This is a genomic window from Pseudomonas brassicacearum, from assembly GCF_003732265.1.
GTDB classification, from domain to species: Bacteria; Pseudomonadota; Gammaproteobacteria; order Pseudomonadales; family Pseudomonadaceae; genus Aquipseudomonas; species Aquipseudomonas brassicacearum_D.
This window is the reverse complement of sequence record NZ_MOBK01000007.1, coordinates 34,418-48,553: the sequence shown is the minus strand read 5'-3', so window position 1 is coordinate 48,553 and position 14,136 is coordinate 34,418. Positions and strand designations below refer to the sequence as shown.

The following is a 14,136-nucleotide window of genomic DNA, read 5'->3' as shown; positions in this document are numbered from 1 at the left end:
GCGACCTTTTCGTGATTCGTGTTGCCGCCCCAATGACCGCGTTGAAATACCTCCAGGCCTATCCTGCTGCATTGCAGGATCAAGTGCGCCAGCTGATCGCCGACGATCGGCTGGGCGAGTACCTGACCCAGCGCTACCCGGAAAAGCACGGCGTGCAGAGCGACAAGGCGCTGTACACCTACGCGCTGGACCTCAAGCAGGAATACCTGCGCAATGCTCCGGCCATCGACAAAGTGCTGTTCGACAACCGTCTGGACCTCACGCATCGCGCCCTTGGCTTGCACACCACGATCTCGCGGGTGCAGGGCGGCAAGCTCAAGGCCAAGAAAGAAATCCGTGTGGCCTCGCTGTTCAAGGAAGCGCCTTCCGAGTTTCTGAAAATGATCGTGGTGCATGAGCTGGCGCACTTTAAAGAGTCGGATCACAACAAGGCGTTCTACAAACTCTGCGAACACATGCTGCCGGGCTATCACCAGGTGGAATTTGACCTGCGGGTGTACCTGACCTGGCGAGACATGCAATAACGGATCAACGGCCGGGAGTGTTTGAATGGAAGTCAGCAAGACCAAGAGCAGTTTCTATCGCCGGTTATACGTGGCGTACCTGATCGACAGCGGGCTGGCGAGCAGCGTCCCGGCCTTGACCGAAGTCACCGGCATGCCCCGGCGCACGGCGCAGGACACGATTGCGGCGTTGGCGGACCTGGACATCATTTGCGAGTTCGAGCAGGAAGAAGGCGCGCGCAATCATGCGGGGCGTTATCGGATTCGAGAGTGGGGGGCGATTGATCGAGGGTGGATCGAGCGGAATTTGCGGCAGATCAAAGCGGTGCTTGAGTATCCCTAGCTCCTGCGGTGTGACAGCTGACGCCTTCGCGAGCAAGCCCGCTCCCACATTCGACCGTATTCTCCTGGAAGAGCTCGGTTAAATGTGGGAGCGGGCTTGCTCGCGAAGAGGCCCTTAAAGCCGACGCATCCCGATATGCGGAATACCATCCTCGACATACTCCTCACCCGCCACCACAAACCCGTACTTCCCGTAATACCCCTGCAAATGCGCCTGGGCCGACAGATAAACCGGCATGTCTGGCCAGTGCTTTTCAGCCTGCTTCAACGCCTGCGCCATCAGCTCATGCCCAATCCCGGCGCCACGGGCCGCAGGGGCAACGATCACCCGGCCAATCACCACGTCACCTCCCTGCAACTGCGGATCGAGCAATCGCAGGTAACCCACCAGTCGGTTCTCGTCCCATGCCATCAAATGGCAGGTGTCACCTTCCAGGTCCTGGCCATCGATGTCTTGATAGACGCATTTCTGCTCGACGACGAACACCTCGGCGCGCAGTTGCAGAATGGCGTAAAGCTGTTCCTTGCCCAAGTCGCTGTGGTGTTTGCAGATCCAGTCAATTGTCATTTTCACTTTCCTTGAACGTCGTCGCTCCGATACTAAGCGTCCTGAGGATCATTGTCTTTATGGCGGGGAAATCTGTGACAAAGGCCAAAATGCCATCATTCATTTCGCGCGGTGCCATCTTCTTTGTGTAATCTTCGATGACGCGCTGTGCAATCGCTTCAATGAGCTAATGTTGAGTACTGGCTGCCGGTACACGGGTCTTGGAGTTTGGGCTGAAAAACACGTCGGGTTTACCGCCCGCTAAGGATTTTCTAGCATGCCGCGATTGCATCGAGCTTGCGCTTTGATCGTATTGCTGTTGCTGTCACAGGGCGCGGCAGCGGAAAAGCTGCGTCTGGTCGCCGACGCCTGGCCACCCTTTACCGACGCCACGCTGATCAACGGCGGATTGGCGACGGACATCGTCACGACCGCGCTGGCACGCGCAGGCTATGCCAGTGATTTCGAGCAGGTGCCCTGGGCCCGAGCGTTATTGGGCGTAGGCGAGGGGCGTTATGACGTGCTGGTCAACGCCTGGTTCACCAATGATCGGACCAAACTGGGCCAGTTCTCCGGCGAATACCTGCTGAATCGGGTGCGCTTTCTGAAACGCAAAGATGCGCCCATCGAATACAACAACTTGCAGCAACTGCACACCTATCCGATTGCGATCGTGCGCGGCTACGCCTATTCGCCGGAGTTCGATGACGACGCATCACTGCAGAAAGTCCCGGTGCATAACTTTTCGATGGCGGTGCGCATGGTCGCGGCGGACCGGGTCAAGTTGACGCTGGAAGATGAATACGTCGCCCGTTATTACCTGGCGCGTGAATCCTCCAAAGTGCGCAATGCGGTGGAGTTTCTGCCCAAGCCGTTGAGCGAGAACAGCCTGCATATATTGGTCAGTTTGAAGAACCCGCAGCATGAGCAGATCGTCGCCGGGTTTGACCGGGAGATTGCCGAGATGAAGGCGGATGGCAGTTATGAGCGGTTGATGAAGCAGCATGGGATGTGAGGTGTGGCTGATGGCCTCTTCGCGAGCAGGCTTGCTCCCACAGGGGATTTGTGTCACGCCATAGATCAATGTGGGAGCGAGCCTGCTCGCGAAGAGGCCGGCCCAGCCCCCCGCAAATCTCAATCCTCACTGGTGTCTTTGATCAAATGCGCCGCCAACGTCCGCAACGGTCCCAGTTGCCGACAGATCAACGCCAACTGCGTCTGCACCAGCCGCTGCCCTTCATCGATTTCATCCGGCATCTGCTCAAGCGAATTGGCCAGAGCCTCTTCTTCATCACTCTGAATCGCCACCGGCGTTTTGCTCGCCAGGCCTTGGGCGATCTCGTCGATGCTCGCCGCCAGGCTCACGCCGGCACCCTCGATCAGTTGTTCGCGTACATCCGCGGGTAGCGCCGTTTCACGGTGCGCGCCCAGCCCGGACAGATAGCTGAGCAAGGTGTGCGACAGCACCAGAAAACGAAACCCGACATCCGCCTCTTTCCGGAAGTGCCCAGGCTCCATGAGCATGTTGGCCAGCGTCGTCGACAGCGCCGCATCGGCGTTGTGCGCGTTGCGTCGAGCCAGGCGATAGGCCAGGTCGTCGCTTTTGCCGGCGGCGTATTGCTGCATGATCTGGCGCAGGTAAATGCTGTTGCAGGTCAGGGTGTTGGCCAGCACTTTGTTCAGGCGTCGACCCTGCCAGTCCGGGAGGAACAGGAACACCGCCAGCCCGGCGATCAGGCTGCCGAGCAAGGTATCGAGCAGTCGCGGCAGGAACAGCCCGTAACCGTCGCCGACCTGGTTGAAACAGAACAGCACCATCAAGGTGATCGCGGCCGTGGCCAAGGTGTAGCGGGTGGTGCGGTTGATAAAGAACACCACGCCGGCGGCAATCGCAAAACACGACTGGATCAATGGATTCGGGAACAGATCGAACAGTGCCCAGGCCAGGGTCAGACCGATCGCCGTGCCGATGATCCGCTGGCCGAGTTTGCGTCGGGTGGCGCCGTAGTTCGGCTGGCACACGAACAGCGTGGTCAGGATGATCCAGTAGCCTTGCGACGGGTGAATCAAATGCACCATGCCGTAGCCGATGCTCAGCGCCAGGGGCAAACGCAGTGCATGGCGGAACAGCAGCGATGTCGGCGTCAGTTGCGTGCGCAAGCGCATCCACACATCTTTGAGACTGCGCGGCGAACGGTCGAGCAGGCTGCTGTCGGTGGCATCGGCCAGGGCGTCCGGGTTGCTCGCGTCGCTGAGCAAGCGGTCGAGTGTCGAGAGGTTGGCCGTGAGTGCCCGCAGCGAGCGCAACAGGCCGCGCCAGGCCGGGTTGCTCTGGATGCGCAGGTGTTCGATGGAGGCATTAAGGTCGCCCAGGGCTTCGGCGAAGCTGGCGTCGTAGACAAACGGCTGACGCATCTGGATCGACTCGGCCAGGGCGCGGCACGCCTTGCCTTGCTGACGCAGCAGGCGCTGACAGCGGAACAGCACGTCGCTGTGGAAAAACGCCTCGGCGAGTGCGTTATAGGGGTAATGCGACGAACTGGCGCGCTCGTGGATGTCCTGGGCGAGGAAGTACAGTTTCAGGTAGCGGCTGACTTTCGAGCCCGGCCGTCCGTTGCCGACCCGGTGCAAAATGATTTCCTTGGCCGCGTTCAACGCGGCCACCACTCGGCCGTTTTGCTGGGCCAGTTCCAGGCGCCGCGCTTCGACGTCCATCTGCCGGATCGGCTCGAACAGCGACGATTTCAGCTTCAGGTAGAACCCCAACTCACGGAACAACCGCGCCAGGCTTTGTTGCACCGGCTGATTGGAAAACATCGCCTGCCACAACACCGACAGCAAACCGTACCAGGCCGCACCGGCCACCAGCAGCACCGGTTCGTGCCAGAAATCGGTGACCGCGCCGCCGCGCTGGTCCACGCCGATCATGGTGTAGACCGACAGAATCAGCGTCGCCGAGGCAATGGCGCCATAGCGTTCGCCGAGGGCGCCGAGCATGGTCAGGCCGAAACTGGCGAGGGCCAGGGCAACGATGAAGATGTAGGGGTAGGGGAACAGCAACTCGACGGAGAAGGCGGCGACGCTGAAGCACACCAGCGTCACGGCGAGCGCATTGAGGCGGCCCTGCCAACTGTCGTCGGTTTCGGCCAGGGCGCTGGCGATGATCCCCAGGAACAACGGGATCAGCAGGCCCATTTCATCCTGATACCAACAGACCGCCATGCTGCCGGTCAGGGCGATGAACACCCGCACGCTGTAGCTGAATTTATCCAGTGCCCAGAGGCGACGCAGAGACTGACTGAGAGGAGTCGATGACATGAAGTGCGAGGGCCTTCCGAGGCAATGACGCTAAATTGAGCCAGTAATGACGCCGACGCAATGGCGTCGATCACATCTGACAGCAAAATCTGTTCCTTTACCGGTCACCACGTCACCCATGTGGGAGCGGGCTTGCTCGCGAAAGCGGCGTGTCAGTCAATATCTATGGCGACTGACAGATTGCATTCGCGAGCAAGCCCGCTCCCACATTTTATTTGTGTACACCCATTGATCAGGCGTACTGCGCAGCGGCGTAGCCGGAAGCCCAGGCCCACTGGAAGTTGAAACCACCGAGGTGACCGGTCACGTCGAGCACTTCGCCGATGAAGTACAGGCCAGGGCTTTTCAGCGATTCCATGGTCTTGGACGACACTTCGTGGGTGTCGACGCCGCCCAGGGTCACTTCCGCCGTGCGATAGCCTTCGGTACCGGCCGGCACCACTTTCCAGCTCGCCAGTTTTTCGGCGATGTCGGCGATTTCCGCGTGGGTGTATTGCTTCATCGGTTTGGACACGAACCAGTTATCCGCCAGCAGGTTGGCCATCTTTTTGGTGAAGATTTCCCCCAGCAGGGTTTTCAGTTCGCTGTTCGGGCGTTCGGCCTGCTGCTGTTGCAGCCACTCATGCGCGTTGTGGTCCGGCATCAGGTTGATCTCGACCGTGTCGCCAGATTCCCAGAACGAAGAAATCTGCAAAATCGCCGGGCCGCTGAGGCCACGATGAGTGAACAGGATGTTTTCGCGGAAACTCTGTTCGTTGCAGCTCACCAGGCAATCCACCGACGTGCCGGACAGCTCGGTGCAAAGCTCTTTCAACTGATCGGTGATGGTGAACGGCACGAGGCCAGCGCGGGTCGGCAGCAGTTCATGACCGAATTGCTTGGCGACCTGATAACCGAAACCGGTGGCGCCCAGGGTCGGAATTGACAGTCCGCCCGTGGCGATGACCAGCGATTCGCAGGTGATCTGGCCCATCGTGGTGTCCAGCAGGTAACCGCTTTCGAGTTTTTCGATGGTCTGGATCGAGGTGTCCAGGTGCAGGCTCACGCCGACCTGATCGCACTCGTTGAGCAGCATTTCGAGGATGTCGCTGGATTTGTTATCGCAGAACAATTGCCCGAGCTTCTTCTCGTGGTACGGCACGCCGTGTTTGGCGACCATGCCGATGAAATCCCACTGGGTGTAGCGCGCCAGTGCGGATTTGCAGAAGTGTTCGTTCTGCGAGAGAAAATTGCCAGGTTCGGTGTACATGTTGGTGAAATTGCAGCGGCCACCGCCCGACATCAGGATTTTCTTGCCAGCCTTGTTCGCATGGTCGAGCAACATCACCTCGCGCCCACGCCCGGCGGCGGTCAGCGCACACATCAACCCTGCGGCGCCAGCGCCAATGATCACGACTTCGGTAGAGCGCAAAACGGTGTCCTCACACAAGAGCTGATCTGGAATGCAATCAAATGTGGGAGCTGGCCTGCCGGCGATGGCATCGACGCGGTTACCAGTCTGACCGAGTCGATGCCATCGCTGGCAGGCCAGCTCCCACAGGGGGCCGCGGCGTTCTTACAGGATGCGAACGCGCAGTGAACGGCCTTTGATCTTGCCGTCGTTCAGGCGCTGCAAGGCTTGCTTGGCGATCCCGCGTTCCACGGCCACATACGCCTGGAAGTCGAAAATCGCGATCTTGCCGACCTGGGCGCCCGGAATGCCCGCATCACCGGTCAGTGCGCCGAGGATGTCGCCCGGACGAACCTTGTCTTTACGGCCTGCGCCGATGCACAACGTGCTCATGACCGGCAGCAGCGGGCCACCGCCCTGGGACGTCAGGTTGTCCACCAGATCCCAGGTCAACGGCGTCTGCTGGAGGTGTTCGATGGCTTGGGCGCGCTGCGCTTCGGGCGGTGCAACCAGGCTGATCGCAATACCTTTCTCGCCAGCGCGGCCGGTACGGCCGACACGGTGGATGTGAATTTCCGAATCACGGGCCAGTTCGACGTTGATCACCATGTCCAGCGAGTCGATGTCCAGACCGCGAGCGGCGACATCGGTGGCCACCAGGACCGAAGTACTGCGGTTGGCGAACATCGCCAGCACCTGGTCACGGTCACGCTGTTCCAGATCGCCATGCAGGCCGACGGCGGAGATGCCTTTGGCGGTCAGGTGATCGACGGTTTCCTGAACCTGTTGCTTGGTGTAGCAGAAGGCAACGCAGGACGCCGGGCGGAAGTGGCCCAGAACCTTGGTCACGACGCTCATGCGCTCTTCTGGGGAAATTTCGTAGAAGCGCTGCTCGATCTGCGTGTCGTCATGGAACGCCTCGGCCTTCACAATCTGAGGGTTACGCATGAACTTAGCGGCGAGCTGCTTGATGCCCGACGGGTACGTGGCCGAGAACAGCAAGGTCTGGCGACGCTCCGGGGTCTGGGCGATGATTTCTTCGATGGAGTCGTAGAAACCCATGTCGAGCATGCGGTCAGCTTCGTCGAGGATCAGCGTGTTCAGGCCGTGGAGGACCAGCGAACCTTTGCGCAGGTGCTGCTGGATGCGACCCGGGGTGCCAACGATGATGTGCGCGCCGTGTTCCAGCGAGCCGATCTGCGGACCGAAGGACACGCCACCGCACAAGGTCAGGATCTTGATGTTGTCTTCGGCGCGGGCCAGACGACGGAGTTCCTTGGCAACCTGGTCCGCGAGCTCGCGAGTCGGGCAGATGACCAGTGCCTGGCAACCGAAGAAGCGCGGATTGATCGGGTTCAGCAGGCCGATACCGAAGGCGGCGGTCTTGCCGCTGCCGGTCTTGGCCTGGGCGATCAGGTCCATCCCCTTGAGGATCACCGGCAAGCTTTGCGCCTGGATCGGCGTCATCTGGGCATAACCGAGGGAGTCGAGGTTAGCCAGCATGGCGGCGGACAGCGGCAAAGTATTAAAAGCGGTGGCAATGGTGGTCACGGGACTGGCCTGCAAAACAAAATGTCGCGCAGTGTATCAGTCCCGGGGCCATTCGCCCTAAGGCTCGATGTGTTCTTCCGGACGTTTGACGCGCCGTCCGTCTTCCTTTGAGAGCTGGGAAAAGATCGTCGCGGCCAGCATGGCCATGATTCCGACCGTGACAAACGTCAACTGGAACGCGCCCAACACCGTCTCCACGCCATCGTTGCCGATCTCGGCGGTAAAGCCGCCGAGCAACGCACCGGCGCAGGCAACGCCCAGGCTCAGGGACAATTGCGCGACCACCGACAGCAGGCTGTTGCCGCTGCTGGCGCTGGCGTCGTCGAGGTCGATCAGGGTGACGGTGTTCATCGCGGTAAATTGCAGCGAGTTGATCGCCCCGAGAATCGCCAGCAGGCACAGCAGCAGCCAGTACGGCGTCTGTTCGCTGACCAGGCCCATGCTCGCGAGCATGATGCCCAGCGCCAGGGTGTTGCCGGTCAGCACGATGCGGTAACCCAGGCGTTCGATCAGCGGCCGCGCCACCCACTTGGCAATCATCGCCGCCGCGGCCAGCGGCAGCATGCTCATCCCCGCCTGAGACGGCGAATAACCCAGCGCCACTTGCAGCAGCAACGGCACGAGGAAGGGCAGGGCGCCGCTGCCGAGGCGGGCGAACAGGTTGCCGAGGATGCCCACGGCGAAAGTCCGGGTCTTGAACAGCGACGGCGCGAACAGCGGGTTTTCAGTATGCCCGGCGCGCAACCAGTACGCCGCGAGGCAGGCCATGCCGGCGAACAGCAGCAGCATCACACGCAGGTGGGGCAAGTGCAGTTCGCCCAGGCCTTCCATGGCGACGGTGATCAGAATCATCGCCGCGCCGAACAGCACGAACCCCAGGCTATCGAAACGGGTGCGCTCGGTGCCGCGCAGGTCGGGGATGAATTTCCACACGGCGTAGCAGCCGACCAACCCGACAGGCAGGTTGATCAGGAAGATCCAGTGCCAGGTCAGGTATTCGACCATCCAGCCGCCCATGGTCGGGCCGATCAAGGGGCCGAGGAGGCCGGGGATGGTGATGAAGCCCATGATCCGCACCAATTCCGAACGGGGGTAGGCGCGCAGCACCACGAGGCGCCCGACCGGCAACATCAACGCGCCGCCCAGGCCCTGAATGATCCGTGCACCGATCAGCAGGCTCAGGCTGGTCGACAAGGCGCAGAGCAATGAGCCGAGGCTGAACAGAAGAATCGCGCCGAAGAAGATTTTCCTGGTGCCGAAACGGTCGGCAATCCAGCCGGAGGCGGGGATCAGCAAGGCAACGGTGAGCATGTAGGCGATGATCACGCCCTGCATGCGCAACGGGTCTTCCGCCAGGTCCCGGGCCATGGCCGGCAGGGCGGTATTGAGGATGGTGCCGTCGAGGGACTGCATGAAAAACGCAATGGCGACGACCCACGGCACCCAGCGGGCGGTGACAGCGTCGAGAGGCGGGCGGTTGGGCATGGGACCTCTTGCGGGAGAAGTGTTAATGCAATGTAGCGGAGGATTGCAATCCCTGTGGGAGCGGGCTTGCCCGCGAAGAGGCCATCAGCTTGAGCATCAATGTTGACTGACACACCGCCTTCGCGGGCAAGCCCGCTCCCACAGGGTCCCCTGTTTGCTGGAGTTTTGTGTTTACAGGGTCAAGGTGAGTTTGCTGATGAGCGCACCCGGCAATAACGCCGAAGCCGTCGCCCGTTGGCTGTAGGTACTCGCTGACAGCAACAACTCGCGCTCCTCGGTCAACGCTTCCAACTGCGAACCCAGCAAGCTGTAGGCGCTGTCATCAAAGCGCATGGTGCTGACCGGTGCCTGAATCTCACCGTTCTCGACCCAGAACGTCGCAAACCGCGTCATGCCGGTCATGCGTGCCCCCGGTTGGTCGGAGTAATTCAGGTACCAGAGATTACTGATGTACAACCCAGTGCCCAGTTGCTTGAGGATCTCGGCTTCAGGCAACGTCCCGGCCGCCATGTTCAATGCACTTGGCATTTCACCGCCGCCAGCCCCGTTGGCGGTCAAGCCGTATTCGGCCGCGCTTCGTGAGCTGACCATTTGCGCGCCGGCCTTGCCTTCGACGATCAACCCCAGATCACTGCGGGGATAACCTTCGCCGGAGAATGCCGGACTCAACGAGCCGCTGACTTTTTCATCAATGGACACCTGCGGGCTGAACGCACTGTCCCCTGCATAAAGCTTTTGCAGCGGGCTGGTTTTGCTGGCAATCGACTGCGCTGAAAATCCTCCCCAGCCGAGCATGCCCATGATTTCCTCAAGGGCTGCCGGTGCGAGGTAAGCGCGGTACTGACCCGGTGCCAGCGTGCGCAACGGCCGACCAAGAAACGCCAATTGCTCGCGCGCCAGGGCGAAGCGCTTGGCAAAGCCTTCGCTGCTCCAGTCATGCCCGGCGTAGCTGGCTTTCACCGCTTGGCCATTGTCGTGAAACAGGCTGAAGTCGAAGTTGAAGCTGTTGGCCTGATGCCAGCCAAACGCACCCGAGGAACTGGCGAAACCACGACTGATCGGGCCCGCCGCATAGAAACCCACCAGGTCCAGCCCCTCGGCAGCCTGTGTGATTTCGGCCACCACCTGCTCGGTGTCTGGCAACGGATGGTCCTGCACATTCTGGCTCTGCCAGCCGTTGTGGTTGAGCAGCAGGTACGGATCCTGCGGCAGCAATGGCAGGGTGTCGCGCAACTGTTGCAGGCCTTCGGCCAGACGCTGCAGGTCCACTTCCGGGTCGCCGGCCAGCGTGATGTCGAGGTCGGCATGCCGGCCATCGTTGATCAGCTTGAGGCCGATGCTCGCTTGCTGTACCTGCCCGGCCTGGCGCACCTTGGCGTGGTTGAAGCGCACGAAGGCCGATGACTCGGCGGCGTAGCTGAGGGTGAATTGTTCCGGCTCGCGAATGGCGTCGCGCAGCCAGTTGACCAAGGCCTTGAAGCCATCGACCTGATTTTTTGAAGTGCTCATCAGGCGTCTCCCCCAAACACATCCACGTTGCTGAACACACAGGCCGGCGACGCATGGCCGACGCGGATCACCTGGTTCGGTTCGCCCTTACCGCAGTTCGGCGTGCCCAGGACCTTGACGGTATTGGCGTCGCCGACGGCGCTGAGGCTTTTCCAGAACTGCGCGGAAATCGCCCGGTAGTTGGGGTTTTTCACCACGCCCTTGAGTTCGCCGTTTTCGATCAACTGCGCCCATTCGCAACCGAACTGGAACTTGTTGCGCGCATCGTCGATGGACCAGGATCGGTTGGTCGACATCATGATGCCGTGCTCGATGTTGCCGATCAGTTGCGCCAGCGGTTGATCGCCAGGCTCGATATTGAGGTTGGCCATGCGGTCGATCGGCGGACGGTTCCAGCCGCAGGCGCGGCTGTTGGCGACACCGTTCATGCCGGCGCGGAATTGCGACAGCGCCCCGCCCAATGGGCGCAGCAACAAGCCTTCCTTGATCAGAAATTGCTTGCTCGCGGCCGTGCCGTCATCGTCATGGCCGTAGCTGGCGAGCTGCTCCGGGATGTCCGGGTCGAAGGTTACGTTGAGCAGTTCCGAGCCGTATTGCAGGTGACCGAAGTCTTCTGCCTTGACGAAACTGGTGCCGGCGTAATTGCGCTCATCACCGAGGATGCGGTCCAGTTCCAGCGGGTGACCGATGGATTCGTGGATTTGCAGCATCATCTGGTCGGGCATCAGCAGCAGGTCGCGCGGGCCTTGCGGGGTGTTCGGCGCCAGCAGCAATTGCAGCGCCTGATCGGCGACTTGCGGGCCGGCACCGATCAAGCCGCAACGGCTGATCACATCGGCGCCACCCTGCTGGCCGAAGTTCTCGCGGCCCAGGCTGCGGGTCTGGCTGTCGCTGCCGTCATAGGCTGTGACGTCGAGGCCCGGGTAGACAAAACGTTGGGCCTGGCGCAGTACGGCGCCGGCGCTGTTGAGGTAGATCTGCTCGACGTTGGTGATGCCGATGCTGACCTGCCAGTTCACCAGCCGCTCGTCCTTGGGTACGGACGCGGATTCGGCGCCGAGCAATTGGTAGCAGTCGCTCAAGGATGGGAAGGGCTGGTCGAGATTCGGCGAAAAATAGTCGGCGCGGTCGCTGGAAACGGCCTGGTCGCGCAGGTCGAGCAACGCGTGGGGCTTGAGTCGGCGGGCTTGTTGTTCGGCGCGGTCCAGTGCCGATTGCAGGCCTTGTTGCGACAGGTCGTTGGTCGCGGCGTAGGCTTCGACGCCGTTGACCCGTACGGTCAGCATCGCGCCTTCATCACGGCTCAGGCTGGGAGGTTCGGCGACATTCTTGCGCACCGACAGGTATTGGCCGGACTCGCGCACATAACGCAGCGAAAAGAATTCAGCGCCCGTGCGCAAGGCAGCGAAGCGCTGCTTGAGCTGGGGGTGGAAATCGAACATTCGGGAACCTCCTTGGAATGGAGTGGCGGTGTAGCGGTGTTGCGAAGGGGGAGGTGAAACGTTTGCGTGGCGCTAGATTAGGCCTGCGCGGGGGGTAGGATCAAGCTTGGATCGGTGTAGGAAAAGGAATGCTGAGAGATGTGTGGTGTTTTGTAGGGCCCCTTCGCGAGCAAGCCCGCTCCCACATTTGACCGCGTCGTTATCTGGCGACTCGGTCAAATGTGGGAGCGGGCTTGCTCGCGAAGGCAGCACCGCGGTGTAACTGTCTTACTGCGCGGTCAGGCTCACTTCCCGCAACGGCTTGCCCCGCACCGGTGCATCACCGGCCACGAAGTAGGCAGCCTTGCTGCGCGGCAGCGGCTGGCGACCACGGATCTTGTCGGCGATTTTCTCGGCGATCATGATCGTCGGCGCGTTCAGGTTCCCGGTGGTGATGATCGGCATGATCGAGGCATCGACCACACGCAGACCTTGCATGCCATGCACGCGGCCTTCGCCATCAACCACGGCCATTTCGTCGGTGCCCATCTTGCACGAGCAGGACGGGTGGAACGCGGTTTCGGCGTGTTCGCGGATGAACTTGTCGAGCTGTTCATCGGTTTGCACGTCGATGCCCGGGCTGATTTCGCGGCCACGGAAAGCGTCCAGCGCAGGCTGCTGCATGATTTCGCGGGTCAGGCGAATGCCGTCGCGGAATTCCTGCCAGTCCTGCTCGGTGGCCATGTAGTTGAAGAGGATGCTCGGGTATTCGCGCGGGTCTTTCGACTTCGCTTGAATGCGACCCCGGCTCGGCGAACGCATGGAACCCATGTGCGCCTGGAAGCCGTGCTCTTTCACGCCGTTGCTGCCGTTGTAGTTAATCGCGACCGGCAGGAAGTGGTACTGGATGTTCGGCCAATCGAATTCTTCACGGGTGCGAATGAAACCGCCGGCTTCGAACTGGTTGCTGGCGCCGATACCGGTGCCGTTGAACAGCCATTCGGCACCGATGGCCGGCTGGTTGTACCAGAGCAGCGACGGGTACAGCGAAACCGGTTGGGTGCAGGCGTATTGCAGGTACAGCTCAAGGTGATCCTGCAGGTTTTCGCCGACGCCTGGCAGGTCGTGGACCACCGGGATGTCGAGCTTGTTCAGCAGTTCGGCCGGGCCGACACCGGAGCGTTGCAGAATCTGCGGCGAGGCGATGGCGCCGGAGCACAGCAGCACTTCTTTGCGGGCGCGGGCTTCAACGCGCTCTTCAGCGGCGCCGATCAGGTAACGCACGCCGACCGCACGCTTGCCTTCGAACAGGATCTTGTCGGTGAGGGCGTGGGTGACGATGGTCAGGGTCGAACGCTTCTTGGCGACGTCCAGGTAACCGCGAGCGGTGCTGGCGCGACGGCCGTTCGGCGTCACGGTGCGGTCCATCGGGCCGAAGCCTTCTTGCTGGTAACCGTTGAGGTCTTCGGTGCGCGGGTAACCGGCTTGCACGCCGGCTTCAACCATGGCGTGGAACAGTGGGTTGTTGCCGGCTTTCGGCGTGGTCACGCTGACCGGACCTTCGCCGCCGTGGTAATCGTTCGGGCCGATGTCGCGGGTTTCGGCTTTGCGGAAATACGGCAGGCAGTTCAGGTAATCCCAGTCTTCCAGACCTGGCAGCTTGGCCCAGTTGTCGTAGTCCATTGCGTTGCCGCGGATGTAGCACATGCCGTTGATCAGCGAGGAACCACCGAGGCCCTTGCCGCGACCGCATTCCATCCGGCGACCGTCCATGTGTGGCTCTGGATCGGTTTCGTACGCCCAGTTGTAGCGACGGCCTTGCAGCGGGAACGCCAGGGCGGCCGGCATCTGCGTGCGGAAGTCGAAACGGTAGTCCGGGCCGCCGGCTTCGAGCAGCAGGACGGTGACGCCTTCGTCTTCAGTCAGACGGGTCGCCAGGGTGTTACCGGCCGAGCCGGCACCGATGATGATGTAATCGAATTCTTGGGACATAGGCCCTCCGGGAGTTTCAAGCTGCAAGCTTCAAGCTGCAAGAGAGCAGCGAGCGGTGTTGAGATGGAGCGGCAAACC

Annotated in this window: 11 protein-coding genes; 3 read left to right on the top strand and 8 right to left on the bottom strand. The window is 61.2% G+C overall.

The window, feature by feature from the left end; all coding sequences use genetic code 11:
* Positions 1–32 precede the first annotated feature (32 nt).
* Together BK660_RS19550 and BK660_RS19545 are read left to right on the top strand one after the other, a co-directional pair.
* Complete coding sequence (locus BK660_RS19550) at positions 33–524, top strand: M48 metallopeptidase family protein (protein ID WP_123434676.1); 492 nt, start codon at positions 33–35, stop codon at positions 522–524.
* Positions 525–549: 25 nt separating this feature from the next.
* Positions 550–846: a winged helix-turn-helix domain-containing protein gene (locus tag BK660_RS19545; RefSeq protein WP_123434675.1), complete on the top strand. Its 297-nt coding sequence runs from the start codon at positions 550–552 to the stop codon at positions 844–846.
* A gap of 114 nt (positions 847–960) precedes the next feature.
* Here the strand turns inward: BK660_RS19545 and BK660_RS19540 are convergent, their stop codons facing one another.
* Positions 961–1,413 (bottom strand): GNAT family N-acetyltransferase, encoded by a 453-nt coding sequence (locus BK660_RS19540; protein WP_123434674.1) that lies wholly within the window; start codon positions 1,411–1,413, stop codon positions 961–963.
* A gap of 256 nt (positions 1,414–1,669) precedes the next feature.
* Between BK660_RS19540 and BK660_RS19535 the strand changes: the two genes are divergently transcribed.
* On the top strand, positions 1,670–2,407 hold the full coding sequence (locus BK660_RS19535; protein ID WP_123434673.1) for a substrate-binding periplasmic protein: 738 nt from the start codon (positions 1,670–1,672) through the stop codon (positions 2,405–2,407).
* A 119-nt stretch (positions 2,408–2,526) separates the two neighbouring features.
* Here BK660_RS19535 and yccS read toward each other — a convergent pair whose 3' ends face one another.
* The 7 genes from yccS to betA form a co-directional block, all read right to left on the bottom strand.
* Positions 2,527–4,710, bottom strand: a complete 2,184-nt coding sequence (yccS, locus tag BK660_RS19530; protein ID WP_123434672.1) for a YccS family putative transporter — start codon at positions 4,708–4,710, stop codon at positions 2,527–2,529.
* Between the two features lie 232 nt (positions 4,711–4,942).
* On the bottom strand, positions 4,943–6,121 hold the full coding sequence (locus tag BK660_RS19525) for a BaiN/RdsA family NAD(P)/FAD-dependent oxidoreductase (RefSeq protein ID WP_123434671.1): 1,179 nt from the start codon (positions 6,119–6,121) through the stop codon (positions 4,943–4,945).
* 144 nt (positions 6,122–6,265) lie between these two features.
* Positions 6,266–7,651 (bottom strand): ATP-dependent RNA helicase DbpA, encoded by a 1,386-nt coding sequence (gene dbpA, locus BK660_RS19520; RefSeq protein ID WP_123434670.1) that lies wholly within the window; start codon positions 7,649–7,651, stop codon positions 6,266–6,268.
* Between the two features lie 57 nt (positions 7,652–7,708).
* Positions 7,709–9,136, bottom strand: a complete 1,428-nt coding sequence (mdtD, locus tag BK660_RS19515) for a multidrug transporter subunit MdtD (RefSeq protein ID WP_123434669.1) — start codon at positions 9,134–9,136, stop codon at positions 7,709–7,711.
* Between the two features lie 171 nt (positions 9,137–9,307).
* Positions 9,308–10,645, bottom strand: a complete 1,338-nt coding sequence (locus BK660_RS19505) for a TldD/PmbA family protein (RefSeq protein ID WP_123434668.1) — start codon at positions 10,643–10,645, stop codon at positions 9,308–9,310.
* Positions 10,645–12,087: a TldD/PmbA family protein gene (locus tag BK660_RS19500; RefSeq protein ID WP_123434667.1), complete on the bottom strand. Its 1,443-nt coding sequence runs from the start codon at positions 12,085–12,087 to the stop codon at positions 10,645–10,647. Before BK660_RS19500 ends, BK660_RS19505 begins: the two co-directional genes overlap by 1 nt.
* A gap of 267 nt (positions 12,088–12,354) precedes the next feature.
* Positions 12,355–14,058 (bottom strand): choline dehydrogenase, encoded by a 1,704-nt coding sequence (betA, locus tag BK660_RS19490; RefSeq protein ID WP_123434665.1) that lies wholly within the window; start codon positions 14,056–14,058, stop codon positions 12,355–12,357.
* Positions 14,059–14,136 lie beyond the last annotated feature (78 nt).

Coding starts and splice junctions, on each gene's coding strand:
- yccS (WP_123434672.1), bottom strand. CDS start 4,710: ATGTCATCGACTCCTCTCAGTCAGTCTCTGCGTCGCCTCTGGGCACTG.
- BK660_RS19550 (WP_123434676.1), top strand. CDS start 33: ATGACCGCGTTGAAATACCTCCAGGCCTATCCTGCTGCATTGCAGGAT.
- BK660_RS19540 (WP_123434674.1), bottom strand. CDS start 1,413: ATGACAATTGACTGGATCTGCAAACACCACAGCGACTTGGGCAAGGAA.
- BK660_RS19505 (WP_123434668.1), bottom strand. CDS start 10,645: ATGAGCACTTCAAAAAATCAGGTCGATGGCTTCAAGGCCTTGGTCAAC.
- BK660_RS19500 (WP_123434667.1), bottom strand. CDS start 12,087: ATGTTCGATTTCCACCCCCAGCTCAAGCAGCGCTTCGCTGCCTTGCGC.
- BK660_RS19535 (WP_123434673.1), top strand. CDS start 1,670: ATGCCGCGATTGCATCGAGCTTGCGCTTTGATCGTATTGCTGTTGCTG.
- BK660_RS19545 (WP_123434675.1), top strand. CDS start 550: ATGGAAGTCAGCAAGACCAAGAGCAGTTTCTATCGCCGGTTATACGTG.
- betA (WP_123434665.1), bottom strand. CDS start 14,058: ATGTCCCAAGAATTCGATTACATCATCATCGGTGCCGGCTCGGCCGGT.
- mdtD (WP_123434669.1), bottom strand. CDS start 9,136: ATGCCCAACCGCCCGCCTCTCGACGCTGTCACCGCCCGCTGGGTGCCG.